The sequence below is a fragment of the Pseudomonas sp. JR33AA genome, assembly GCF_021378985.1.
GTDB classification, from domain to species: Bacteria; Pseudomonadota; Gammaproteobacteria; order Pseudomonadales; family Pseudomonadaceae; genus Aquipseudomonas; species Aquipseudomonas alloputida.
Genome location: NZ_JAJSAW010000018.1, coordinates 40391 through 65281, shown reverse-complemented (window position 1 = coordinate 65281; position 24891 = coordinate 40391). Strand labels below are relative to the sequence as shown.

General features: G+C 63.0%; 21 protein-coding genes and 1 other RNA gene. 12 read left to right on the top strand and 10 right to left on the bottom strand.

Annotation, left to right across the window (positions count from 1 at the left end; genetic code table 11):
* Positions 1-5: 5 nt before the first annotated feature.
* The 10 genes from LVS58_RS21785 (at position 6) to LVS58_RS21740 (ending at position 9934) form a co-directional block, all read left to right on the top strand.
* Complete coding sequence (locus LVS58_RS21785; RefSeq protein WP_003254287.1) at positions 6-197, top strand: CcoQ/FixQ family Cbb3-type cytochrome c oxidase assembly chaperone; 192 nt, start codon at positions 6-8, stop codon at positions 195-197.
* Complete coding sequence (ccoP, locus tag LVS58_RS21780) at positions 194-1171, top strand: cytochrome-c oxidase, cbb3-type subunit III (RefSeq protein ID WP_233692765.1); 978 nt, start codon at positions 194-196, stop codon at positions 1169-1171. The genes LVS58_RS21785 and ccoP overlap by 4 nt, the downstream gene beginning before the upstream one ends.
* Before the next feature lie 296 nt (positions 1172-1467).
* A complete protein-coding gene (gene ccoG, locus LVS58_RS21775) occupies positions 1468-2883 on the top strand; it encodes a cytochrome c oxidase accessory protein CcoG (protein WP_233692764.1) in 1416 nt (471 codons plus the stop codon).
* A gap of 15 nt (positions 2884-2898) precedes the next feature.
* Positions 2899-3426, top strand: a complete 528-nt coding sequence (locus tag LVS58_RS21770; protein WP_233692763.1) for a FixH family protein — start codon at positions 2899-2901, stop codon at positions 3424-3426.
* A 151-nt stretch (positions 3427-3577) separates the two neighbouring features.
* Positions 3578-6052, top strand: coding sequence for a heavy metal translocating P-type ATPase (locus LVS58_RS21765; protein ID WP_233692762.1), 2475 nt, complete (start codon positions 3578-3580; stop codon positions 6050-6052).
* Positions 6031-6246, top strand: a complete 216-nt coding sequence (gene ccoS / locus LVS58_RS21760; protein ID WP_233692761.1) for a cbb3-type cytochrome oxidase assembly protein CcoS — start codon at positions 6031-6033, stop codon at positions 6244-6246. Before LVS58_RS21765 ends, ccoS begins: the two co-directional genes overlap by 22 nt.
* Complete coding sequence (locus LVS58_RS21755; protein WP_233692760.1) at positions 6239-6922, top strand: sulfite exporter TauE/SafE family protein; 684 nt, start codon at positions 6239-6241, stop codon at positions 6920-6922. The genes ccoS and LVS58_RS21755 overlap by 8 nt, the downstream gene beginning before the upstream one ends.
* Before the next feature lie 106 nt (positions 6923-7028).
* Positions 7029-8411 carry an oxygen-independent coproporphyrinogen III oxidase gene (gene hemN, locus LVS58_RS21750; protein WP_233692759.1) on the top strand — a complete coding sequence of 461 codons (1383 nt, stop codon included), beginning with the start codon at positions 7029-7031 and terminating at the stop codon, positions 8409-8411.
* A gap of 185 nt (positions 8412-8596) precedes the next feature.
* Positions 8597-9331, top strand: coding sequence for a Crp/Fnr family transcriptional regulator FnrA (gene fnrA / locus LVS58_RS21745; RefSeq protein ID WP_003254301.1), 735 nt, complete (start codon positions 8597-8599; stop codon positions 9329-9331).
* 54 nt (positions 9332-9385) lie between these two features.
* Entirely contained in the window at positions 9386-9934 is a 549-nt protein-coding gene (locus LVS58_RS21740) for an adenine phosphoribosyltransferase (protein ID WP_233692758.1), read from the top strand.
* Between the two features lie 111 nt (positions 9935-10045).
* Here LVS58_RS21740 and recR read toward each other — a convergent pair whose 3' ends face one another.
* The 3 genes from recR to dnaX all read right to left on the bottom strand — a co-directional run bounded on the left by recR (position 10046) and on the right by dnaX (position 13278).
* The gene (gene recR, locus LVS58_RS21735; protein WP_003254304.1) at positions 10046-10648 is read right to left on the bottom strand and encodes a recombination mediator RecR; all 603 of its coding nucleotides are present in this window, start codon (positions 10646-10648) and stop codon (positions 10046-10048) included.
* A 155-nt stretch (positions 10649-10803) separates the two neighbouring features.
* Complete coding sequence (locus tag LVS58_RS21730; protein WP_003254305.1) at positions 10804-11139, bottom strand: YbaB/EbfC family nucleoid-associated protein; 336 nt, start codon at positions 11137-11139, stop codon at positions 10804-10806.
* Between the two features lie 63 nt (positions 11140-11202).
* The gene (gene dnaX / locus LVS58_RS21725; RefSeq protein WP_233692757.1) at positions 11203-13278 is read right to left on the bottom strand and encodes a DNA polymerase III subunit gamma/tau; all 2076 of its coding nucleotides are present in this window, start codon (positions 13276-13278) and stop codon (positions 11203-11205) included.
* 121 nt (positions 13279-13399) lie between these two features.
* On the opposite strand from dnaX, the gene LVS58_RS21720 reads away from it, so the two are divergent.
* Positions 13400-14206, top strand: a complete 807-nt coding sequence (locus LVS58_RS21720) for a substrate-binding periplasmic protein (protein ID WP_233692756.1) — start codon at positions 13400-13402, stop codon at positions 14204-14206.
* A gap of 97 nt (positions 14207-14303) precedes the next feature.
* Here LVS58_RS21720 and LVS58_RS21715 read toward each other — a convergent pair whose 3' ends face one another.
* A complete protein-coding gene (locus LVS58_RS21715; RefSeq protein ID WP_233692778.1) occupies positions 14304-14795 on the bottom strand; it encodes a DUF2938 domain-containing protein in 492 nt (163 codons plus the stop codon).
* Between the two features lie 83 nt (positions 14796-14878).
* Between LVS58_RS21715 and LVS58_RS21710 the strand changes: the two genes are divergently transcribed.
* Entirely contained in the window at positions 14879-15322 is a 444-nt protein-coding gene (locus LVS58_RS21710; RefSeq protein WP_233692755.1) for a helix-turn-helix domain-containing protein, read from the top strand.
* Here the strand turns inward: LVS58_RS21710 and LVS58_RS21705 are convergent.
* From LVS58_RS21705 to LVS58_RS21680, 6 genes are all read right to left on the bottom strand, one after another.
* Complete coding sequence (locus LVS58_RS21705; protein WP_233692754.1) at positions 15269-16459, bottom strand: MFS transporter; 1191 nt, start codon at positions 16457-16459, stop codon at positions 15269-15271. The two genes, LVS58_RS21710 and LVS58_RS21705, sit on opposite strands and share 54 nt — an antisense overlap.
* Before the next feature lie 255 nt (positions 16460-16714).
* An RNA gene (gene ffs, locus LVS58_RS21700) (signal recognition particle sRNA small type) lies at positions 16715-16811 on the bottom strand.
* A 187-nt stretch (positions 16812-16998) separates the two neighbouring features.
* Positions 16999-19329 carry an NAD-dependent DNA ligase LigA gene (ligA, locus tag LVS58_RS21695; protein WP_233692753.1) on the bottom strand — a complete coding sequence of 777 codons (2331 nt, stop codon included), beginning with the start codon at positions 19327-19329 and terminating at the stop codon, positions 16999-17001.
* A 214-nt stretch (positions 19330-19543) separates the two neighbouring features.
* Positions 19544-20437 (bottom strand): cell division protein ZipA, encoded by an 894-nt coding sequence (gene zipA, locus LVS58_RS21690; protein ID WP_233692752.1) that lies wholly within the window; start codon positions 20435-20437, stop codon positions 19544-19546.
* A gap of 205 nt (positions 20438-20642) precedes the next feature.
* The gene (gene smc, locus LVS58_RS21685; protein ID WP_233692751.1) at positions 20643-24131 is read right to left on the bottom strand and encodes a chromosome segregation protein SMC; all 3489 of its coding nucleotides are present in this window, start codon (positions 24129-24131) and stop codon (positions 20643-20645) included.
* Positions 24132-24134: 3 nt separating this feature from the next.
* Entirely contained in the window at positions 24135-24794 is a 660-nt protein-coding gene (locus LVS58_RS21680; protein ID WP_003254317.1) for a GntR family transcriptional regulator, read from the bottom strand.
* Between the last annotated feature and the right edge of the window lie 97 nt (positions 24795-24891).

Genomic DNA, 24891 nt, shown 5'->3' with positions numbered 1-24891 from the left:
CGCTGATGGATATCGGGATGATTCGCGGCCTGGGCACCGTCGTGGTGATGGTGGCCTTCGTGGGCCTGGCGCTGTGGGTGTTCAACCCACGGCGTAAAAAGGACTTCGACGAGGCGACCCAACTGCCCTTCGCGGATGATCCCGAGGCCACCCGGCACGTCGAGCAAGCAAAAGCTTCTGGGAGCAAACAACAATGACAACCTTCTGGAGTCTGTACGTTACCGTCCTGACCCTGGGCACCATCTTCTCGTTGACCTGGCTGCTGCTGTCGACCCGCAAGGGCCAGCGCGAAGAGGTTACCGACGAAACCGTCGGGCATGCCTTCGATGGCATCGAGGAATACGACAACCCGCTGCCGAAATGGTGGTTCTGGCTGTTCGTCGGCACCATCATCTTCGCCCTCGGCTACCTGGTGCTGTACCCGGGCCTGGGCAACTGGAAAGGCATCCTGCCGGGCTATTCGTACCTGGATAACGACAAGCAGACCGAGTTTTCCAACGGCCAGCCGGGCTGGACCGGCGTGCACGAATGGGAAAAGGAAATGGCCAAGGCCGACGCCCGCTTCGGGCCGATCTTCGCCAAGTTCGCGGCCATGCCGATCGAAGAAGTAGCCAAGGACCCACAGGCATTGAAAATGGGTGCGCGGCTGTTCGCCTCCAACTGTTCGGTGTGCCACGGCTCCGACGCCAAGGGCGCGTTCGGCTTCCCCAACCTGACCGACAACGACTGGCGCTGGGGCGGCGAGCCGGAAACCATCAAGACCACCATCATGGGCGGTCGCCATGGCGTGATGCCGGCCTGGGCCGAAGTGATCGGTGACCAGGGCGTGGCCGACGTGGCTGCGTTCGTGGTCAGCAAACTCGATGGCCGCACACTGCCTGAAGGCGCGAAGGCCGATGTGGAGAACGGGCAGAAGATCTTCGCCGCCAACTGCGTGGCCTGCCACGGGCCGGAAGGCAAAGGTACGCCCGCCATGGGCGCACCGAACCTGACCCACCCGCAGGCGTTCATCTACGGCTCGAGCTTTGCCCAGTTGCAGCAGACTATCCGTTATGGCCGCCAGGGGCAGATGCCGGCCCAGGAACAGCTGCAGGGCAACGACAAGGTGCACTTGCTGGCGGCTTATGTGTACAGCCTGTCGCACCAGGCTGAGCCGGCCAAGGCTGAGTAAGGCAGGCCTGGCCTCTTCGCGGGTAAATCCGCCCCTACACGCGAACCTTGTAGGAGCGGGTTTACCCGCGAAAAGGCCGGTACTGGCACAGCATTTCTCGCAGGCAAATGACCTGGATCAATTGACACCCGCCATAACACGTTTCATACCTCGAACCCAACGCGACTAAAGGTCGCAGTGCGACCCCATACCGCCATCAGCGGCGTATCATGGACCGCAGAGCGCTAGCCGATTGCGCAAGACTGCGGCCCGCACGCACAGGCCGCGGCGTTTCTCCACTGCCGTGGGACTTGATGATGAGCAAGCAAATTCCGGTACATGATGTCACCCCGCCTGCCAGCAAAGGGAAGGATTCCGTTGACCTCTACGCTTCCCGGGAAAAGATCTACACCCGCGCCTTCACCGGCCTGTTCCGTCGCCTGCGCATGGTCGGGGGTGCCGCACTGTTCCTGCTGTACTTCGGCACCGTCTGGCTGAACTGGGGGGGGCACCAGGCCGTGTGGTGGAACCTGCCCGAGCGCAAGTTCTACATCTTCGGCGCTACCATCTGGCCGCAAGATTTCATCCTGCTCTCGGGCATCCTCATCGTCGCCGCCTTCGGCCTGTTCTTCATCACTGTGTTCGCCGGCCGGGTGTGGTGTGGCTACACCTGCCCGCAAAGCGTGTGGACCTGGATCTTCATGTGGTGCGAAAAGGTCACCGAGGGTGACCGCAACCAGCGCATGAAGCTCGACAAGGCCCCCATGAGCGGCAACAAGTTCCTGCGCAAATTCGCCAAGCACAGCCTGTGGCTGCTGATCGGTTTTGTCACCGGCATGACCTTTGTCGGCTACTTTTCGCCGATCCGTGACCTGGTGATCGAGTTCTTCACTGGCCAGGCCGATGGCTGGGCCTACTTCTGGGTCGGTTTCTTCACCCTCGCCACCTACGGCAACGCCGGCTGGCTGCGCGAACAGGTGTGCGTGTACATGTGCCCGTATGCACGCTTCCAGAGCGTGATGTTCGACAAGGACACGCTGATCGTGTCCTACGACCCACGCCGTGGCGAAACCCGCGGGCCACGGAAAAAGGACGCTGACTACAAGGCCCAAGGCCTGGGTGACTGCATCGACTGCACCATGTGCGTGCAGGTCTGCCCGACCGGCATCGACATCCGAGACGGCCTGCAAATCGAGTGCATCGGCTGCGCAGCCTGCATCGACGCCTGCGACAGCATCATGGACAAGATGAACTACCCCAAAGGGTTGATCAGCTACACCACCGAACACAACCTGTCCGGGCAGAAAACCCACATGCTGCGCCCGCGCCTGATCGGCTATGCCCTGGTGCTGCTGGTGATGATGATCGGGCTGGCAACTGCCTTCGCCACCCGTTCGCTGGTCGGTTTCGACGTCAGCAAAGACCGCGTGCTGTACCGCGAAAACGCCCAGGGACGGATCGAAAACGTGTACAGCCTGAAGGTGATGAACAAGGACCAGCGCGATCACGTCTACGTGCTGGACGCTGCCGGCCTGCCGGACCTCAAGCTCGAAGGCCAGCGCGAGATCCGCGTGGCCGCCGGTGATATCGTCAGCCTTCCTGTGCAGCTGTCCATTGCCCCCGAGAAGCTGCCATCGACCACCAACGAAATCACCTTCATCCTCAAGAGCGCCGACGACAGCGACGCCCAGGTTGAAGCCAAGAGCCGTTTCATCGGCCCACAGATCCGCTAAGAGAGATAACGCACAATGCCTGCCGCCACCGCCGCCAGCCCCTGGTACAAGCACCTCTGGCCCTGGATCATCATCGGCATCCTCACCACCTCGGTGTGCCTGAGCCTGACCATGGTCAGCATCGCTGTGCACAACCCGGACAACCTGGTGAACGACAACTACTACGAGGCCGGCAAGGGCATCAACCGCTCGCTGGACCGCGAGCTGCTGGCGCAGCAACTGGGCCTCAAAGCCAGCGTGCATCTGGACGAACTGACCGGCGAAGTGGACCTGCGCCTGACCGGTAGCAGTGGCCCGCAAAACCTGGAGCTGAACCTGATCTCGCCCACCCAGCCACAGAAGGACCGCAAGGTGCTGCTAAGCCGGGTCGAAGCAGGCCGCTATGTGGGGCAACTGGAGGACAAGGTCGACGGGCGGCGTTTTGTGGAACTGCTGGGCAGTGAAGGGGGCCAGGTGTGGCGCCTGTTCGAAGAGGAAAAAGTGGCGCATGGTGTGACCTTGCAGTTGGGTGATGAAGCACTGCAAGGCGCAGAACACCAGTAATGATCCCTAGTATGAATGGAGGCGCTTTGCGCCCCTTTCGCGACACAAGGCCGCTCCCACAGGAGAACGTATATTCCTGTGGGAGCGGCCTTGTGTCGCGAAAGGGCTGCAAAGCAGCCCCGGCAACCTCACGACATAAGACTGTTGCAAAATGACCCAGCCCACCCCCTGCTACCACTGCGCCCTGCCCGTCCCCACCGGCAGCCGCTTCACCGCCGTGGTCCTCGGCCAGCCCCGGCAGTTCTGTTGCCCCGGTTGCCAGGCGGTGGCCGAGTCGATCGTCGCAGCAGGCCTGGAGCACTACTACCAGCACCGCAGTGACACTAGCGCCAACCCCGAAGCACTGCCCAGGCAGTTGCAGGACGAGCTGGCCCTTTACGACCGCAGCGACGTTCAGCAAACCTTTGTCCGCCACCAGGGCGAGCTGGCCGAAACCACCCTGCTGGTCGAAGGCATCAGTTGCGCCGCGTGCGGCTGGCTGATCGAAAAGCACTTGCGCAACCTGCCCGGTGTCGCCGAAGCCCGGTTGAACCTGTCCAACCACCGCCTGGCACTGAACTGGGACGACAAGCAGCTGCCGCTGTCGCGCCTGCTCGCCGAACTTCGCCAGATCGGCTACGCCGCCCACCCCTACCAGCCTGACCAGGCCGCCGAGCAATTGGCCCGGGAGAACCGCAGCGCCTTGCGCCGCCTGGGCGTGGCCGGGCTGCTGTGGTTCCAGGCGATGATGGCGACCATGGCCACCTGGCCGGAATTCAACGTCGACCTGACCCCCGAGTTGCACACCATCCTGCGCTGGGTGGCGCTGTTCCTGACCATTCCCATCGTGTTCTACAGCTGCGCGCCCTTCTTCAAGGGTGCGGCGCGCGACTTGCGAACGCGCCACCTGACCATGGACGTTTCGGTGTCGCTGGCCATTGGCCTAGCGTTCGGCGCCGGCATCTGGACAGCCATCACTGGCAGCGGCGAGCTTTATTTCGACACGGTGGGCATGTTCGCCCTGTTCCTGCTGACCGGCCGCTACCTGGAGCGCCGCGCCCGCGAGCGCACAGCAGCGGCCACTGCGCAGCTGGTCAACCTGCTGCCAGCCTCATGCCTGCGCCTGGACGCCATCGGGCGCAGCGAACGCATCCTGCTCAGCGAGTTACAGTGCGGCGACACCGTGCAGGTGCTGCCCGGCGCGGTCATCCCTGCCGACGGGCGCATCGTCGAGGGCCGCTCCAGCGTCGACGAATCGCTGCTGACCGGCGAGTATCTGCCGCAACCACGCCAGGTGGGTGAGCGGGTCACTGGCGGTACGCTGAACGTCGAAAGCGCGCTGAATGTGGAAGTGAAAGCCCTCGGCCATGACTCACGCTTGTCGGCCATCGTCCGCCTGCTGGAACGCGCCCAGACCGAAAAGCCGCGCCTGGCGGAAATCGCCGATCGCGCCGCGCAGTGGTTCCTGCTGTTCTCGCTACTGGCCTCGGTAGCCATCGGCCTGTGGTGGTGGCACCTGGATCCGGCACGGGCGTTCTGGATCGTGCTGGCCATGCTCGTGGCCACCTGCCCTTGTGCCCTGTCCTTGGCTACGCCAACCGCACTGACCGCTGCCACCGGAACCCTGCACAAGCTTGGCCTGCTGGTCACCCGCGGCCACGTGCTGGAAGGCCTGAACCACATCGACACGGTGATTTTCGACAAGACAGGCACACTGACCGAAGGCCGCCTGACCTTGCGCAGCATCCGCCCGCTTGGCAGCCAGGCCGTCGACCGCTGCCTGGCCCTGGCCGCGGCGCTGGAAAACCGCTCTGAACACCCCATCGCTCGCGCCTTTGGTCGCACCGCCGCGCCTGCCGATGACGTACAGACCGTACCCGGCCTGGGCCTGGAGGGGCTGGTCGACGGCCAGCGCCTGCGCATTGGTCAGGCTACCTTTGTCTGCGCCTTGAGTGGGGCGGAAATACCCGCAGTACCCGAGCCTCGCGGCCAGTGGCTGCTGCTGGGCGACCGCCAAGGGCCAATGGCCTGGTTCGGCCTGGATGACCGCCTGCGCGACGATGCCACGGCCCTGCTTGCTGCCTGCAAGGCACGCGGCTGGCACACGGTGCTGCTGTCGGGCGACAGCTCGCCGATGGTTGCCGAAGTGGCCGCGCAGCTGGGTATCGACCAGGCCATTGGCGGCCTGCGCCCGGATGACAAACTGGACCGCCTGAAGGCCCTGCAGGCTGACGGGCGCAAGGTGCTGATGCTCGGCGACGGGGTCAACGATGTACCGGTACTGGCCGCCGCCGATATCAGCATCGCCATGGGCAGCGCCACCGACCTGGCCAAGACCAGTGCCGACGCCGTCTTGCTGTCCAACCGCCTGCAAGCGCTGGTGCAGGCGTTCGAGCTGGCCCGCCGCACCCGCCGCAACATCCTCGAGAACCTGCTGTGGGCGACCCTGTATAATGGCCTGATGTTGCCATTCGCCGCGCTCGGCTGGATCACCCCGGTGTGGGCTGCCATCGGCATGTCGGTCAGCTCGCTGATCGTAGTGCTCAATGCCCTGCGCCTGACCCGCATGCCAGTGGCCTCGGGCCCGCAGCCCCACGAAGCCCCTTTACCCGGGAGGAAGTCGCCATGCCCGCCCTCTATGTCATGATCCCGGCAGCCCTGCTGCTGGTCGGCGTGGCCGTGTACATCTTCTTCTGGGCGGTAGACAGCGGCCAGTACGACGACCTTGAAGGCCCCGCCCACAGCATCCTGTTCGACGATCAGGACCCGCGCCACCAGGCGGCAGTGAAGCCTGAGGATGTCCCGGCCGACACCGACAAGGAACCACCGCCCCGTGCCTGAACTGCTTCCACTGCTGGGCTCGGCACTGGTCCTTGGCCTGCTGGGGGGCGGTCACTGCCTGGGCATGTGCGGCGGCCTGATGGGCGCCCTGACCCTGGCCATCCCCCCCGAACAACGCGGCAAGCGCCTGCGCCTGTTGCTGGCGTACAACCTGGGGCGCATTTTCAGCTATGCCTGCGCCGGCCTGTTGCTGGGCCTGGCCGGCTGGGCCGTGGCCAGCAGCCCGGCAGCGCTGGCGCTGCGGGTGGCTGCAGCGCTGCTGCTGATTGCCATGGGCCTGTACCTGGCCGGCTGGTGGAGCGGGCTGACCCGTATCGAGGCGTTGGGCCGCGGCTTGTGGCGGCATATCCAGCCGATGGCGTCGCGCCTGCTGCCGGTGTCCAGCCTGCCCCGGGCGTTGCTGCTGGGCGCCTTGTGGGGGTGGCTGCCGTGCGGTTTGGTGTACAGCACCCTGCTGTGGGCCGCCAGCCAGGGCAACGCCGGGTACAGCGCGGTCTTGATGCTCGCGTTCGGGTTGGGCACCTGGCCGGTGTTGCTGGCAACCGGGCTGGCTGCCGAACGGGTAAACGCCCTGTTGCGCCGACGCAGCGTGCGCGTGGCGGGCGGTGTGCTGGTGATGCTATTCGGTATCTGGACCCTGCCGGGCCCACACCAGCACTGGCTGATGGGGCATTGACAGGGGGCTGCTTTGCAGCCCCGATGCCCTTGATACAAATCAACACAGTTTCCTACAGACGGCCATAGACTCCGGTGCACTGCTGCTCTTTCCGGGGACTACCCTCATGCTCGACGAACTACGTTGGGATACCGACCTGATCCGCCGCTACGATCTCGCCGGGCCACGCTATACCTCTTACCCAACCGCCGTGCAACTGCACAGCGAGGTGGGTTCGTTCGACCTGCTCAACGCCCTGCGCGAGAGCCGACGGGCCGTGCGCCCGCTGTCGCTGTACGTGCATGTGCCGTTCTGCGCCAACATCTGCTACTACTGCGCCTGCAACAAGGTCATCACCAAGGACCGTGCGCGTGCCGCGCCCTACCTGCAGCGCCTGGAGCAGGAAATCCAGCTGGTCGCCTGCCACCTGGACCCTAAACAACGTGTTGAACAGCTGCATTTTGGCGGCGGCACACCGACCTTCCTCAGCCATGTGGAACTGCGCCAGCTGATGGCCACCCTGCGCCAGCACTTCCACCTGCTGGACGACGATTCCGGCGACTACGGCATCGAGATCGACCCTCGTGAGGCCGACTGGTCGACCATGGGCCTGCTTCGCGAACTGGGCTTCAACCGCGTCAGCCTTGGCGTGCAGGACCTCGACCCGGCCGTGCAGCGCGCGATCAACCGCCTGCAGAGCCTGGAGCAGACCCGCACCCTGATCGAGGCTGCGCGCACACTGCAGTTTCGTTCGGTCAACCTCGACCTGATCTACGGCCTGCCCAAGCAAACCCCGGAAGGCTTTGCCCGCACCGTCGAAGAGGTGATCCGCCTGCAGCCCGACCGCCTGTCGGTGTTCAACTACGCTCATCTTCCCGAACGTTTCATGCCGCAGCGTCGCATCGACAGCAACGATCTGCCCAACGCGGCCGCCAAGCTGGAGATGCTGCACACTACCATCGACCAACTGACCGCCGCCGGTTACCGCTACATCGGCATGGACCACTTCGCCCTGCCCGACGACGAACTGGCCATTGCCCAGGAAGAAGGCACCTTGCAGCGCAACTTCCAGGGCTATACCACCCACGGGCATTGCGACCTGATTGGCCTGGGCGTGTCGGCGATCAGTCAGATCGGCGACCTGTACTGTCAGAACAGCAGTGACCTCAACACCTACCAGGACAGCCTGTCCAACGCTCAGCTGGCCACCCAGCGCGGCTTGCTGTGCAACCACGACGACCGCATACGCCGGGCGGTGATCCAGCAACTGATCTGCCATTTCGAGCTGGATTTCGAACCCATCGAACAGGCTTTCACCCTTGATTTTCGCGGTTACTTCAACGACCTCTGGCCCGAGCTGCTGACCTTGCAGCGCGACGGCCTGATCAGCCTGGACGACAAGGGCATTCGCATCCTGCCCGCCGGCCGGCTGCTGGCGCGCTCGGTATGCATGGTGTTCGACGCCTATCTGGCGATGCACAACCGCCAGCGCTTCTCGCGAGTGATCTGAAAAACAAGGCGTTCACCGCATGGACAAGCTTCCTTGTCAGGCACACTATGAGCACACAAGGACTCCCGGCAGGCCAGCTGCCGGGGTATCGCCAGCGCGCACCATCACCGCGCACACTGGCCTACACCCTCTGTCGTGGGTTACCCTTACGACTTATGTGTGCTTTCCCACAAGGATCGATTCAAATGTCCGAGCCAGTCAAACTGCGCCCACACAACCAGGCCCATTGCAAGGATTGCAGCCTGGCCCCCCTGTGCCTGCCTCTTTCGCTGAACCTGGAAGACATGGACGCGCTGGATGAAATCGTCAAACGCGGGCGGCCGCTCAAGAAAGGCGAGTTTCTGTTCCGCCAGGGTGACAGTTTTGGCTCGGTCTATGCAGTACGTTCCGGTGCCCTGAAAACCTTCAGCCTAAGCGACAGCGGCGAAGAGCAGATCACAGGCTTTCACCTGCCCAGCGAACTGGTCGGCCTGTCGGGCATGGACACCGAGGCCTACCCGGTATCGGCCCAGGCCCAGGAAACCACTTCGGTGTGTGAGATCCCCTTCGAGCGGCTGGACGAGCTGTCGGTACAACTTCCACAGCTGCGCCGCCAGCTGATGCGGGTAATGAGCCGCGAAATCCGCGACGACCAGCAAATGATGCTGCTGCTGTCGAAAAAAACCGCCGACGAGCGCATTGCCACCTTCCTGGTCAACCTGTCGGCGCGCTTCCGCGCTCGCGGCTATTCGGCCAATCAGTTCCGCCTGAGCATGTCGCGCAACGAAATCGGCAACTACCTTGGCTTGGCGGTAGAAACCGTTTCACGGGTGTTCACCCGCTTCCAGCAGAACGGCCTGCTACGGGCCGAAGGCAAGGAAGTGCACATTCTCGACCCGATCCAGCTGTGCGCGCTGGCCGGTGGTGCTATCGAGGCCTGAGGCCACGTTTAGCGGGTATACTTGGGCATTCGTTTTCCCAGGATACCCGCAACAATGCACAGCGACGCCTTCGACCTCAAAGCCCTGATCCGCCCGGTAGTGGACTTCCCCAAACCGGGCGTGATCTTCCGCGACATCACCCCGTTATTCCAGTCGCCACGCGGGCTGCGCTACGTGGCCGACCAGTTCATCGAGCGCTATGTCGAGGCTGAATTCAGCCACATCGGCGCCATGGACGCGCGGGGCTTCCTGATCGGCTCAATCATCGCCCACCAGTTGAACAAGCCGCTGATCCTGTTCCGCAAGCAGGGCAAGCTGCCGGCCGACGTGCTGAGCGAGGGTTACCAGACCGAGTACGGCGAGGCTTTCCTGGAGGTGCATGCCGACAGCCTGTGTGAAGGCGATTCGGTGCTGATCTTCGATGACCTGATTGCGACTGGCGGTACGCTGCTGGCGGCGGCCAACCTGGTACGTCGTACCGGGGCGCAGGTGTTCGAGGCGGCGGCGATCATTGATCTGCCGGAACTGGAGGGATCGCGTCGGTTGCAGGCGGCTGGGGTGTCTACCTTCTGCCTGACCGAGTTTTCCCTCAGCGAGTATTGAGTTGGCCTTTGGGGCTGCTTTGCAGCCCATTCGCGGGTAAACCCGCTCCTACAACGCCACGCTTTAGGCGCGGGTTTACCCGCGAAGGGGCCGCCAAGCGGCCCCCATGAATCAGAGCGAAATGGGCCGGCGCCCTGCAAAGGCATGGGCCAAGGTACCGCCATCCACCATCTCCAGCTCGCCGCCCAGCGGCACACCATGGGCAATGCGAGACGCCACCAAGCCCTTTTCGCTCAGCAACTGGGCAATGTAATGCGCCGTCGCCTCCCCCTCCACCGTCGGGTTGGTCGCCAGGATTACTTCGGTGAAGGTGCCTTGCTCCTCGATCCGCGCCATCAGCTGCGGAATACCGATCGCCTCAGGCCCCAGGCCATCCAGCGGCGACAGGTGCCCCTTGAGCACGAAGTAACGGCCACGGTAGCCCGTCTGCTCCACCGCATACACATCGGTCGGCCCTTCGACCACGCACAGCTGGGTGTCGTCACGGCGTGGGTCGGCGCACTGCGGGCACAGTTCCTGCTCGGTGAGGGTGCGACACTGGCGGCAGTGCCCTACCCCTTCCATGGCCTGGGTCAAGGCCTGAGCCAGGCGCAGCCCGCCGCTACGGTCGCGCTCGAGCAGTTGCAGGGCCATGCGCTGGGCGGTTTTCTGGCCAACGCCTGGCAGGATGCGCAGGCCATCGATCAGTTGACGGATGAGGGGGCTGAAGCTCATGGGAAAGGGCCTGACAATTCAATAAGAGGCGGTTTATACCCAGCGGGGGCGGTGGCGTCAAATCACCTCGCCCATAGCAGACCGCAACTGGGTTGAAATCTCCGCAAAAAAAACCGCCGCTGTTGTCAGCGGCGGTTTTGAGTCTCGCAATGCCCTTAGAACGGCATCTTGAAGCCCGGCGGCAGTTGCATGCCGGCGGTCATGCCGCCCATCTTTTCCTGGCTGCTTTGCTCAACCTTGCGCACGGCGTCGTTCAGCGCAGCGGCAATGAGGTCCTCCAGTACTTCCTTGTCGTCTTCATCAGTCGACATCAGGCTCTGGTCGATGCTGACGCGCTTGACGTCGTGACGACCGGTCATCACCACGCTCACCAGACCGCCACCGGACTGACCGGTGACTTCGGCGTTGGCCAGTTCTTCCTGCATCTTCTGCATTTTTTCCTGCATCTGCTGGGCCTGCTTCATCAGGCCGGCCATGCCACCTTTCATCATGGGGTATACCTCGATTGGGTCATGTGATGCGGGCCGGCACCGGGCCGGCCGCATGGTTATCCGTTACTGGCCCTGACTGACCAGGGCTTCTACAGGCTCAATAGTATCCTGCCGCACCTTGGCGCCGAACAACTTGATCATCTGCTGGATCAACGGATCCTGCTCGATCGACGCGACGGCGTCCTGCTGGCGCTCGGCCCGTTTGCGCGCTGCGGCCTGAGCCGGGGTTTCCTGCTCGGGCAGGATCAGCTCGATGCGCAGGTTAAGGGTGCGCCCCAAGTGCTGGTTGAGCGCTTCATTCAGGCGCCGCTGCTGGGTGGCGTTAAACAATGCACCCTGGCCCGGGTCCAGATGCAGCAACCAGTCGTCGCCATCGGCGGCAATCAGCGTACAGTTTGCCGCGATGTTGCCTGTCATCCCGGACACAGGCAACTGTGGGAATAATTCCAGCCATTGCAGGGCCAGACCGGTGGCCGGTTTGGCTGCCGGCAAGGGTTCGGCAGCCGGTTTGGACACGTCTTCCTGAACATGTTCGGCCAACTCGTCCAGGTAGCTGAACCCTGCCGGATCGCTTTCGCCGCCGTAATAGTCTTCGTCAAGCGGCGGCTCATCGTCGCGGTCCATCCCCACGGCAGCGTAGGCAGATGGGTCGAAAGGCGGCTCGTCGTGTGCCGGGGTTGCCTGCGGGGGCGCCACCGGGGTAACAGGCTCGGGCGCCGGTACCGGGGCAGGTGCGGGCTTGGCCGCTAACGGCGCGGGTGCAACTGCAGGCTCCTCCCACGGCAGGTCGACCACTTCGGCAACAGGCTCAGGTACGGAAATGGCCTCGGCTTCGGCCTTCAGCTCACCGTCTGCCTCGGCCTCCGGTTCATGATCAGCCGTCGCGGGGGCAGGCACCTCCAGCTGCGCGGCCTGCGCTACAGGCTTCGCCGGCACAGCCGCGACAGGTGATGAAAGCTCGACCGGTGCCGTGGCTGCCACCTGCCCTGCAGGATCAGCTGTGGCCTGGCTGATCCCCGCGGGCTTTAGCACCGGCTTCGGTGCGTCGTCGGTGTCTGCCGGGCGGAACGCCAGCATACGCAGCAGCACCATCTCGAAGCCACCGCGCGGGTCCGGCGCAAGGGGCAGATCACGGCGGCCAATCAGGCCCATCTGATAATAGAACTGCACATCCTCGGCCGGCAGCGCCGAAGCCAGTGCCAATACCCGCTCGCGGTCACCCTGGCCGTTGTCGACCGCTTCGGGCAGCGCCTGGGCAATGGCCACACGGTGCAGCACATTAAGCATTTCGGCCAGAACACCCGACCAGTCCGGCCCTTGCTCGGCCAGGTTACGCACGGCCTCCAGCAAAGCCCTGGCATCGCCTTCGAGCAGAGCCTGCAAGACCCCATAAACCTGGCCATGGTCGAGGCTACCCAACATGGCACGCACATCGGCGGCCAGCACCTTGCCTTCACCAAAGGCGATGGCCTGGTCGGTCAGGCTCATGGCATCACGCATGGAACCATCGGCTGCACGGCCGAGCAGCCACAGGGCATCTTCCTCGAACGGCACGTTCTCGGCGGCCAGTACGTGGCTGAGATGCTCCACCACCCGCTCCGGGCTCATGTTCTTCAACGAGAACTGCAGGCAGCGCGACAGGATGGTAGCCGGCAGCTTCTGCGGGTCGGTGGTGGCGAGGATGAACTTGACGTAGGGCGGCGGCTCTTCCAGCGTCTTGAGCAAGGCGTTGAAGGAGTGGGTCGAGAGCATGTGCACTTCGTCGATCAGGTAGACCTTGAAGCGCCCACGGCTGGGGGCGTACTGCACGTTATCGAGCAGTTCACGAGTGTCCTCGACCTTGGTGCGGCTGGCGGCGTCGATCTCGATCAGGTCGACGAAACGGCCCTCGTCGATTTCACGGCACACCGAACAGGTGCCACAGGGCGTGGAGGTGATGCCGGTTTCACAGTTCAGGCATTTGGCGATAATACGGGCAATGGTCGTCTTGCCCACGCCGCGGGTACCGGTGAACAGGTAGGCATGGTGCAGGCGCTGGTTGTCCAAGGCATTGATCAAGGCCTTGAGCACATGGGTCTGGCCGACCATTTCGCGGAACGAGCGCGGACGCCATTTTCGTGCAAGAACCTGATAACTCATCGAAAAACCATCGTAGCCTGACCGAGCGGAAGATCGCTAATGCTAGCGGAGCGGGGGCAAAATTGCACCCTGCGCAACTCGTCTAAGCTTGGAATGGCGCATTGTCCAGGGAGGATTGCCTTTGCGAAGACTGCTGGCCCTGTTACTGCTGTGGTCTACCCACAGCCTGGCTGAGCAGCCGGTGCTGCGCTTTTCCGTAGCCGAGAGCTGGAGCATGCCGCTGGTAAGCATCGAAGGTGATCAGCCAGTGGAGGGATTGCTTTACGATCTGATGCAAGCGGTTGCCAGGCAAGTGGGCGCTCGCCCCGAGTTTCACGTCATGGCCCGCCTGCGCCTGGAGGAGGCCATGAGCAGCGGCGATATTGATGTCCGTTGCTACGTCAGCACCCAGTGGCTCAACGACCGTCCAAGGGATTTTGTGTGGAGCATCCCGCTGATTCATCAGCGCGATGTGCTGGTTGGCCGCGTGAGCGACAGCACCCCGACGCCCCCGGAGCGACTGCCACCCCAGACGATCGGCACGGTGCTGGGCTACACCTATTCAACCCTGCAACCGCTGCTGGACCACGGCCAGTTGCACCGCGAGGACAGCCGCAACCAGTTGCTGGTGCTGCAAAAGCTGCAGGCCGGCCGGTATCGCCATGCGGTGAGCAACCAGTTGTCGTTGCAGTGGTTCAACCAGGGGTTGCCAGCGCAGGAGCAATTGCAAGCGCTGGCGGTGCTGGACGAACAGGATTTGGGGTGCATGGTGCGCAACGATCCGACGATACCGACACAAGAGCTGTTGCGGGCGTTGGTAAAAATGAAGCAGTCGGGGGAGATCGAACGGATTTTGCAGCGGTATGGAGGGACGGGCGACACGGATACTATGTCTGTGGCCCGGCCGGAAATGCCCAGCAAAATGTCGGCACAGAGCCCGCGCAACTAACGGCCCTGCTCATTTTGAACGCTTGCTCCCCGCAGCATCAGGTAGTGAGAAATATTCATCAACGCGAACTCCATCGGCACGATGCCTTCAGCAGTTGTCACGACCATAGTTGGCGCAAACCCGCACTCAAGAACAACCCCACACCAAACACAAAATGCGTGGCCAGGCTCTTCAGGCAGTTACGCGCAGGTGTCGGCGTCCTGGACGCAAAGAACCCGGCCCCCATCGCTGGCTGCATGAGGCAAAACGGCGCCACGACTGTACCTACACCCACAGCGACTGCAGGTAAAAGAGTAGGCGATCGCAACCAGCCCTCCCCGACGATCACAACCAGCAGCATCGCGAAAAGCACACCAATGGCGTAATGAATCACCCATCCCCACGCCAACTCATTTCGCACCGGTTCCGCTTTGGCAATCGCTTGGTGCGAAACACGCCCGCCCAGCAGATGTCCCGCCCAACGCCCGACCATGGCGAAGTTCAGTGTGGCAACACCCAAGCGCCTCAGCAGCAGCCCCCACAGGTCCATCACTACAGTGGCACCGATGCCAATCGGCATTGCAGCTAAAAACATCGCAGTAAACGTCATTGAACAAGCCCTCGATGATTGACGGTCATTACCCATGCCGCGCAGCATAGAAGTTGAAGTCAACTTCAAGTCAAGGGCCCGAGATGGACATTGCCGACGTCGCCAAACGCACAGGCGTACCCGCATCGACACTGCGTTACTACGAGAAGAAAGGCTTGCTCAAGTCCCTGGCCGGGCACGGCCAGCGTCGGCAGTTCGCCGCCGACGTGGCGGACCGGCTGGCATTGATTGCCCTAGGGCAGGCTGCAGGGTTTTCCCTGGATGAAGTGGGCGCGATGCTGGTGGACCTACAGGTTGATCGGCAAATGCTGATAGCCAAAGCAGACGAAATCGATACACGTATCAAGCGCTTGCAAGCAATGAGCAAGGGGCTACGGCATGCAGCGCAGTGCCCGGAGGACGATCACCTGGCCTGCCCGAAATTTCAGCGTTTGATGAAGCTGTCAGCCGCAGGGGTGTTGGGGGAAACGCCCCTACACCAGCGCGGGCCTGGAAAAACGCGAAGCCAGCCATCTCGTCGTACTTAGCCCTACAACCAACAGCGTAACGCCTTCAATGCTTAACATCATCGCGTTGATGCCTAGCTGCGTGATCAACTGGCTGGCTACGTAGGGGAACCCGAACACCCCGATGAAATACGACAGGCTAAACAGCAGCAGCGCTTGCGCAGTAAGGCCCACCGGCGCCTCGTTGGCAGCCAACCCGTTAATCACGGAGTAGTTCAAGCCATAACCGACGCCCAGCAGCATGGCCATCGCCAGATAGCGTTCGGCGCTGTGCACCCATTGATCAAAACCCATTACGGCAGTGGCCATGATCAAGGTTAGAACCCACGAGGTCGCAAGCGGCGGTTGCTTCACAACCCAGCCGGCCAGCAAGAGCCTGCAGGCAATCGCAGCCCCCATGAAACCAATGAAGAAGATTGAGTAATCAAGCCCAAGGCGGTCGGCATAGCTGGTCTGGAAACTGCCCATGGTGCCGAAAATCGCCCCACCCAGCCCCACCATCAGGATCGACAAGCCTGATCGCGAACGCATCACTTTGAGGGCGGACGCCAAACCAATCTGCACCTTCTCGGCCGGTCGCTGCCACCGCGAAGTCGAACCGAGCCAAGCAAAGTAAGCCCCCGCCAACCCAGCAGCACACGCTGCCACCCAAAAAGCGAGCTGGGTAGGTAGACCCACGAAGGCCGCGAACTTGCCCAGTAACGGCCCGGTTCCTATACCCGTCAACATGCTGCCGGAGAGCAATGCAAAACAGTGCGTGCGGCGTGATGGCTCGACCATTTGAGCAACCATGATCGGCCCTACCGTGTAGAAGAGCCCCCAGCCGACTCCGAGCATCAAGCCACACGCCAACAACGCGCCGCCCAGACCGGGCACCACGGCAAAACCTACTGACGCCACGACTAGGCAGAACGCCCCGGCAGCGATGGCGCGAGCGGCACCAACGCGCTGCAACAGGTGCCCCGAGCTAACCACAGACAGCAGCGTACTTAGCATCGCGACTGCAAATACCTGCCCAGCATCGCTCGCAGTTCCACCCAGCGTTTGCACCCACATCGAGAGCAAAAACGTCGTGCCGTAGCTGATGGACAGTAGGAAACAGGCAATGCAGAACACGGTAAACTGCTGAAACCGTGGCGGGGATGCAGAAGGCTTCATGTAAGCAGTCCTTGCTGAAAGGGACTGCTTTGTATCACGGCAATGCACCGGCGAAGGCATGCATTTGCTGACGTTTAGATCGTCACTTCAGTACCTGAACGACCGCGCCCTTTGACGCCACTCATCGCGGCTCAGCTCCCAGATCTCTTTGAGCACAGCGCCACAGACGAAATGCACCGCGCTTTGGCACATTGACTAAGGCATTTTTTGAGCGAGAGTTCCTTGAGCGTTCAAGGATTACAGAAATGGAGGCAGCCCCACCAGCCACACCCCGGCACTCGATGTTCCCGCTATGGCTGCTCCCTTCCGGGCCTGACCAGGTTGACGGGTAATCAATGCGGGGGGACCGATGGGGCCACCACTACATGCCTCGCTGAGCAGCGAGTGGCGCCATTGTACCGGTCTTTGAGGCAGATACAACCACTGCGGCAGAAAAAGTCATCATTTCTCAATGACTTGTCAGAATAGAGAAGGCCTGGGCGGGCCTCTTCGCGGGTAAACCCGCTCCTACGGACGACCGAGCAGGGGGGCGCGGAAGCCTAGACCGCTATGCCCTGTTCGGCCAGGAAGGTGACGAAGGCATCTTCGTCCAACACCTTCACCCCCAGTTCGGCGGCCTTGGCGAGCTTCGACCCAGCCCCCGGGCCTGCCACCACGCAGTGGGTCTTGCCAGACACCGAGCCCGCTACCTTGGCCCCCAGGCTTTCCAGCTTGTCCTTGGCAATGTCCCGGCTCATGCGCTCCAGCGTACCGGTCAGCACCCAGGTCTGGCCGGCCAGCGGCAAGCCTTCAGCCACCTTCTTCTCGCTGCTCCAGTGCATGCCAAACGCCAGCAGCTGCGCTTCGATGTCCCGGGCCAGTTTCTGGTTTGCTTCATCCTTGAAGAACTCACGCACTGCGTCGGCCTGCTTGGCCGCCAGGGCCTGGCGCAGGTCAATGCCGTCGGCGGCGATGATCTTGTCCAGGCTGTCGAGCTTGGCCACCAGCTTCTCGGCGCCGGTCGGGCCGACGGAGGCTATGTCGAGTTTGGCGATCATCCCGGCCAGGGTGGTGCTGGCGGCGAACTCGGCAGCCAGTTCGCCTTCGTCCTGCAACTGCATACCGCTGTCGAGCAGCTGCTGGATAACCTTCTGGTTGTGCTCGTCTTCAAAGAAGTTGTGGATCTCGTAGGCAACCTCCAGGCCGATGTCCGGCAGGTAGGTGAGCACCTGCGGCAGCGCCTGCTGCACGCGGGCCAGGCTACCCAGCGAGCGGGCCAGCACCTTGGCGGTCTCTTCGCCGACATCAGGAATGCCCAGGGCGTAGATGAAACGCGCCAGGCTTGGGCGTTTGCTGGCTTCAATGGCCTCGAGCAACTTCTTGCTGGACACCTCGGCGAAGCCCTCGAGGCCGACGATCTGCTCGAACTGCAGCTTGTACAGGTCAGCCGGCGAGCCGATCAGGCCTTCATCCACCAACTGCTCGACGCTCTTCTCACCCAGGCCGTCGATGTCCATGGCACGGCGCGACACATAATGAATGATCGCCTGCTTGAGCTGGGCGCCACAGGCCAGGCGGCCGACACAGCGGTACACCGCACCTTCGCTGGTGGTTTCCTTGCCTTTGCTGCGTTTTACCAGCCGGGTGCGCTCGACCTGCGAGCCACAGACCGGGCACTCGCTGGGCACTTCGACCGGGCGGGCGTCTTGCGGACGACGCTCCAACACCACCTGCATCACCTGCGGGATCACATCACCGGCACGGCGAATGATCACCGTGTCGCCGATGCGCAGGCCCAGGCGGGCGATTTCATCCATGTTGTGCAGGGTGGCGTTGGACACGGTCACACCGGCCACCTTGACCGGCTTCAGCCGCGCCACAGGCGTTACGGCACCGGTACGGCCAACCTGGAACTCAACGTCCAGCACCTCGGTCAGCTCTTCCATGGCCGGGAACTTGTGGGCAATCGCCCAGCGCGGCTCTCGGGCGCGGAAGCCCAGCTCACGCTGGGCGGCCAGGCTGTTGACCTTGAACACTACACCGTCGATCTCATACGGCAGGCTGTTACGCCGCTCGCCAATATCGCGGTAGTAAGCCAGGCATTCTTCGATTCCCGCCGCATGCTTGAGCTCGCGGCTGATCGGCAGGCCCCAGGCCTTGAGTTGCTCGAGGATGCCGATGTGGCTGTCGCCGATAGTCTCGGACACCTGGCCGACGCCATAACAGCAGAACTCCAGCGGACGGCTGGCGGTAATTTTCGAATCCAGCTGGCGCAGGCTGCCAGCGGCAGCGTTGCGCGGGTTGGCGAAGGTCTTGCCACCGGCTTCGGCCTGGGCGGCATTGAGCCGGTCGAAACCGGCCTTGCTCATGTACACCTCGCCGCGCACCTCCAGCACTGCTGGCCAGCCCTTACCCTGCAACTTGAGCGGGATATTGCGCACGGTGCGTACGTTGGCGCTGATGTCTTCGCCCGTGGTGCCGTCGCCGCGGGTGGCGCCCTGCACCAGCTGTCCGTCGCGGTACAGCAGGCTCACGGCCAGGCCATCGAGCTTGGGTTCGCAGCTGTAGTCGACCGCGCCAGGCTGGTCGAGGCCGTCAACCACACGGCGACCGAACTCGCGCAGGTCGGCTTCTTCAAAGGCGTTGCCCAGGCTGAGCATGGGCACTTCGTGGCGCACCTGGCTGAACGCCGCCAGGGCAGCGCCGCCAACGCGCTGGGTAGGCGAGTCAGGGGTTACCAGATGCGGGTGTTCGGCTTCCAGCGCCTTGAGCTCGTTGAACAGGCGGTCGTATTCGGCATCGGGCACGCTGGGCTCGTCGAGCACGTAGTAGCGATAGTTATGCTGATCGAGCTCGGCACGCAGTTCGTGGATACGGGTTTCGGCGGTCATGGGGCTTGTCTTCTCTTGCAAAGCAAAAGAGCAGCTTGGGGTGGTGCGTGGGGTTCTAGGGAGTCGTTGCCTGTGCCGGCCTCTTCGCGGGTAAACCCGCTCCCACGAGGGCATCATGCCTTTGTAGGAGCGGGTTTACCCGCGAAGAGGCCGGCACAGGTACAACACCCGAGCCGGCCAGCACGCCCTCAGGCTGCTCTTTCGTCTGGATCTGTCAGCGCTTCTGGGTCAGCGCACGGCGCTCGAACTCGACGATACGCTGGCGGTAGTGCTCGATGGTCTGGGCGGTCAGCACGCTGCGCTGGTCATCCTTGAGCTCACCGTTCAGTTCGTGGGCCAGCTTGCGTGCCGCGGCAACCATCACATCGAATGCCTGCTTCGGATGACGTGGGCCCGGCAGGCCAAGGAAGAAGCTCACAGCGCGGGTGCTGAAGTGGTCGATGTCGTCCAGGTCGAACACGCCAGGCTTGACTGCGTTGGCCATCGAGAACAGCACCTCGCCGTGACCGGCCATGCTCTCGTGACGGTGGAAAATGTCCATTTCACCGAAGCGCAAGCCGCTTTCCAGGATGTTCTGCAGCAACGCCGGGCCCTTGAAACCACCCTCGTCGCGGGAGATCACGCTGATGACCAGCACCTCTTCGGCGGGTGGCAACTCCTTGACGCTGCTGCTGGCAGGCGCTGCGCCGCTGCTACGGTTGGTGTCGGCGGCAAAGTCGTCATCGCTGTCGGTAAACAGGTCAGGCTCGCGCGGGTCCGCGCTCAGGTTCAGGTCACCCTGCTGCACATCGGCAACCGCACTGGCGCGCTTGCCGCGCTTGCTGGCCTTGACCGGCTTGGGCTCACGATCACGATCACGCGCAGACGCGCTGAGCGACGGCAGGTCGCTTTCGTCCAGCTCAGGCTCCTTGTGGGTATCGAGCACTCGCGACGGGCCGAGCACCTCGGCACCGCCACCCTCTTCGTCGGGCAGGTTGGAATAACTGCGATCCAGACGGAATTTCAACTTGCCTTTCCCGCCGCGCATGCGGCGCCAGCCGTCGAAAAGAATCCCGGCGATAACAATGATGCCGATGAGGATCAGCCACTCGCGCAGACCGATTTCCATGTAATCCCGTGCCTCTATAAAAATATGCTTGAAAACAAAGGGTTCAAAGCCCTTTAACACGTGGCGCCAACTCTATGTTCTGACAGGCGTTTTACCCACGCAAAAAACGAGTGACATTAAGCTAGCACGACCAAAGACAACTTTACACCGTCTGTCGCACACGGCGGGGGCATTTCGCTGCAGAATGTGCCCCTAACGTCGTGCATCAAGCGTCGACCATGGCCATGGCCGCCTCCACATCAACTGCAACAAGGCGTGAACAACCCGGCTCATGCATGGTTACCCCCATCAATTGGTCCGCCATCTCCATGGCAATCTTGTTATGGGTGATGTAGATGAACTGCACGCTCTCACTCATTTCCTTGACCAGACGCGCGTAGCGCCCGACGTTGGCATCGTCCAGCGGCGCATCGACCTCGTCGAGCATGCAGAACGGTGCGGGGTTCAACTTGAAGATGGCAAACACCAGCGCCAACGCGGTCAGTGCCTTCTCGCCGCCGGACAGCAGATGGATGGTGCTGTTCTTCTTGCCCGGTGGTCGCGCCATGATCGTCACCCCTGTATCGAGTAGATCTTCGCCCGTCAGTTCCAGATAAGCGCTGCCACCACCGAAAACTTTTGGGAAAAGTGCCTGTAATCCGGCATTTATCTGATCAAAGGTATCCTTGAAGCGGTTGCGGGTTTCCTTGTCGATCTTGCGGATGACGTTTTCGAGGGTCTCCAGCGCTTCGACAAGGTCGGCGTCCTGGGCGTCCAGGTAGCGCTTGCGCTCGGACTGCTGCTCGTATTCTTCGATGGCCGCCAGGTTGATCGCCCCCAGGCGCTGGATGCGCGCTTCAAGCTGTTCCAGTTCCTGTACGGTACCCTGCTCGCTGGCCTCGGCTTCCAGGGTGGCGAGCACGCCTTGCAAGTCATAGCCGTCGCCCAGCAACTGCTCTTGCAGGGTCTTGCGCCGCACATCCAGGCCTTGGCACTCCAGGCGCAGCTGCTCCAGTTGGCCACGCAGCAGTTGGGCCTGCTGCTCAGCCTGGGTGCGACGTTTTTCGGCATCGCGCAGTTCGCGGTCGGCTTCATCCATGTGCAGGCGCGCCAGGCGCATTTCCTCGTCGACGCTCATGCGCCGCTCCAGCAGCTCCTCAAGCTTAAGGCGCAGTTCTTCCTGCGGGGCTTCACCTTCCTCCAGGTTCAGGCTCAGTTGTTCCTGGCGCTCGGTCAGGCGCGCAGCTTGCAGTTCCAGGCGTTCCAGCGCCTGGCGGGTAGAGTCGTGCTGGGCACGCAACGACCCCAGGCGCACCGCCAGCTGGTGAGCGTGGTCCTTGTGCTGGCGAGCCTCCTGACGCGCCCGGTCAAGGCTTTCGCGCAGGGTATCGCGGCGGGCCATCAACTGTTCACGCTGCTCGGTGTCCTGGGCCATGAGCTCCAAAGCCTCTTGCAGCAGAAGGCGTGCTTCGCCCAGTTGCTCGTATTCCAGGGCGCGCTGCTCTTCCAGCTCGTTTAGCTCTTCCTGCAGGCGGCGGCGGCGCAGCTCGACCTGCTCGGCGCGCGCGCGGCTGGCCGAAAGACTGGCCTTCAGCTCGCCGTGCAGGCGGTTTGCATCCTGGGTGCGCCGGCGCAACTGTTCGCGCTGCTCTTCCAGGTCCAGTTGCTGCTCGCGCAGGGCCTGCAACTGTTGATCGAGCTGTTCCAGCGCCGCTTCCTGTTCCAGTTGTTCCTGGCCCAGGCGTTCGATTTCCTGGCCACGCGCCAGCACGCCGCCTTCGGCCTCGCCACCTCGGCGTACCCGCAGGAAGTGCCGGCCGACCCAGTAGCCATCGCGACTGACCAGGCTCTGCCCTTCGCCGAGCGCCCCACGCAGCTCCAGTGCCTGGCCCAGGTCTTCCACAGGCCTGACCTGGCCCAGCCAGGGCGCCAGGTCGATACGGCCCTCGACCTTCTCCAGCAAGCTGCCGGGCACCGTCGCCCCCGCACCGACGGCCAGCAGCAAGCGCAGCTCACCCTGTTCCAGGCCCGCAAAATCCAGGTGGTTGAAATCGTCCACCAGCACAGCCTGCAGATCGGCGCCAAGCACCGTCTCTACCGCCAGCTCCCAACCCGGCTCCACCCGCAAGCCTTCGGCCAACCGCGGCTGTTGCTCAAGCCCTTGGCCGTGCAGCCATTGCGCAGCACCTGCGCCCGGCTCCAGGGCGGCCTGCTGCAAGGCTTCAAGCGAGGCCAGGCGCCCGCCCAGGCGCTGCAGGTCGCCCTGTGCCTGCTGTTGCGCCCGGGTGGCCTGCTGCAGTTGCTCGCGCGCGCTTTCCAGGCGCTCGATCACCTGCCCTTCAGAGAGCTGCAGTTCTTCCAGCAACATTTCGCTGCTGGCCAATTGCTCGGCCAGTTCTAACATGGCGGCATCCTGCGGGTCGCTGCCCAGTTGCTCGCGCTCCTCGACCAACTTGCGTTGGCGCTCGGCCTGGCGTTCCAGGCTGGTTTCCAGCTGCTGCAGGCGCGCCTGTTGCACTTCGGCCTGGCGACGCGGTTCGGCGGAGCGGCTGTTGAAGCTGTCCCACTGCTCCTGCCAGCCGTGCATGCCCAGCTCGGCCTCTTCAAGCGCGGCAGCGGCTTGCTCGGCAGCAGCCAGGGTCATTTCCTGCTCGGGTTCGAGCATGACCAGCTCTTCGCCCAGGGTCGCCAGCAAGGTGCGGTCGTGCCCCAGGTGCGATTCGGTTTCCAGGCGTGTGCGCTCGGCTTCCTTGAAGTCTTCCTGCAGCTGCCGCAGGCGCTGTTGGCCGTGCTGAATGCTCTGCTCGACCCGGGCGATGTCACCGGCAACCGAGTAGAAACGGCCCTGCACCTGGTTGAAGCGTTCGGACAGTTCGTGATGACCGTCGCGCAGGCGCTCGATGCTGGCATCGGCATTGCGCTGTTCGGCCACCAGCGCCTCGTGTGAAACGCCCTGATCGCCGATCACCGATTCGCGCTGCCGTACCTGTTCGTCCAGGTCTCGCCAGCGCAAGGCAGACAGGCGCGCCTTCATCTGGCGTTCCTGAGCCTTGTACTCACGGTACTTCTCGGCTGCCTGAGCCTGGCGATGCAGGCGCTCCAGCTGGCGCTCGAGCTCTTCGCGAAGGTCGGTCAGGCGCGCCAGGTTTTCCTGGGTGCGGCGGATGCGGCTCTCGGTTTCGCGGCGGCGCTCCTTGTATTTGGAAATGCCAGCCGCTTCCTCGATGAAGTTGCGCAGCTCCTCGGGCTTGGCCTCGATCAGCTTGGAGATCATGCCCTGCTCGATGATCGAGTAGCTGCGCGGCCCCAGCCCCGTGCCGAGGAAGATATCGGTGATGTCACGCCGGCGGCACTTGGTACCATTGAGGTAATAGCTGTTCTGCCCGTCGCGGGTAACCTTGCGGCGGATCGAGATCTCGGCGTAGGCGGCATACTCGCCGACCAGGGTGGTTTCGCTGTTGTCGAACACCAGTTCGATACTGGCCTGGCTGACCGGCTTGCGGCCACTGGAGCCGTTGAAGATGACGTCGGTCATCGACTCGCCGCGCAGGTTTTTCGCCGAACTTTCGCCCATTACCCAACGCACCGCGTCAATGATGTTGGATTTGCCGCAGCCATTGGGGCCGACCACGGCCGCCATGTTGCTGGGGAAGTTGACCGTGGTCGGGTCGACGAACGACTTGAACCCGGCCAGGCGAATGCACTTCAGGCGCATCGGTCAGCCTCTGGCCAGTGCCGCCAGCACCAGTTCGCAGCTGCGCTGGCCATAGGCGGTGAGCACCTCGCGAATGCGCGGCAGGTCACGGGAGACCACGGCTTCGAGCAGGCGGGCGAACAGGTCGAGATAGTCGATCATGTTGGCCTGGCGCTGGTCCAGCGACAGGTAGTAGGCACGGCTCATGGCCGGCTGGAGGTTTTCCACGGTTTCCTGCAGGAACGGGTTGTCGGCGAACGGATAGGCCGCACGCATGACCGCAAAACTGTCGGCGACGAAGGTCTTGATGTCGAGCTGGTCATGGGCACGTTGCAGCCGCTGCTGGATCTCCAGAAACGGGCGCAGGTCGGCTTCGGTGCGCCATTTTTGCGCAACCGCGTTGCCCAGCAGGATGTAGAACTCGCCCATCAGCGAACACAGGCTGCGAACGCTGCGTTCGTCCAGTTCGGTGACATGGGCACCACGTCGCGGCAGGATCGCCACCAGATGGCGGCGTTCGAGGATCAGCAGTGCTTCGCGCACCGAACCGCGGCTGACGTTGAGCGCCTGGGTAACCTTCTGCTCCTGGATACGTTCGCCTGGCGCCAGCTCGCCGCGGATGATGCGTTCGGCCAGGTAATCGGCAATCTGCTCGGAGAGGCTGTCCGGGGCCTTGAACGTCATGGTTTTCCTTCAAAATCATTGAACTGGGCACAAGGGGCGAATTGTAGCGTATTTGGGCGGTAATCGCGCAGAGGGGCCAGGGGGTTTATTTGACCTG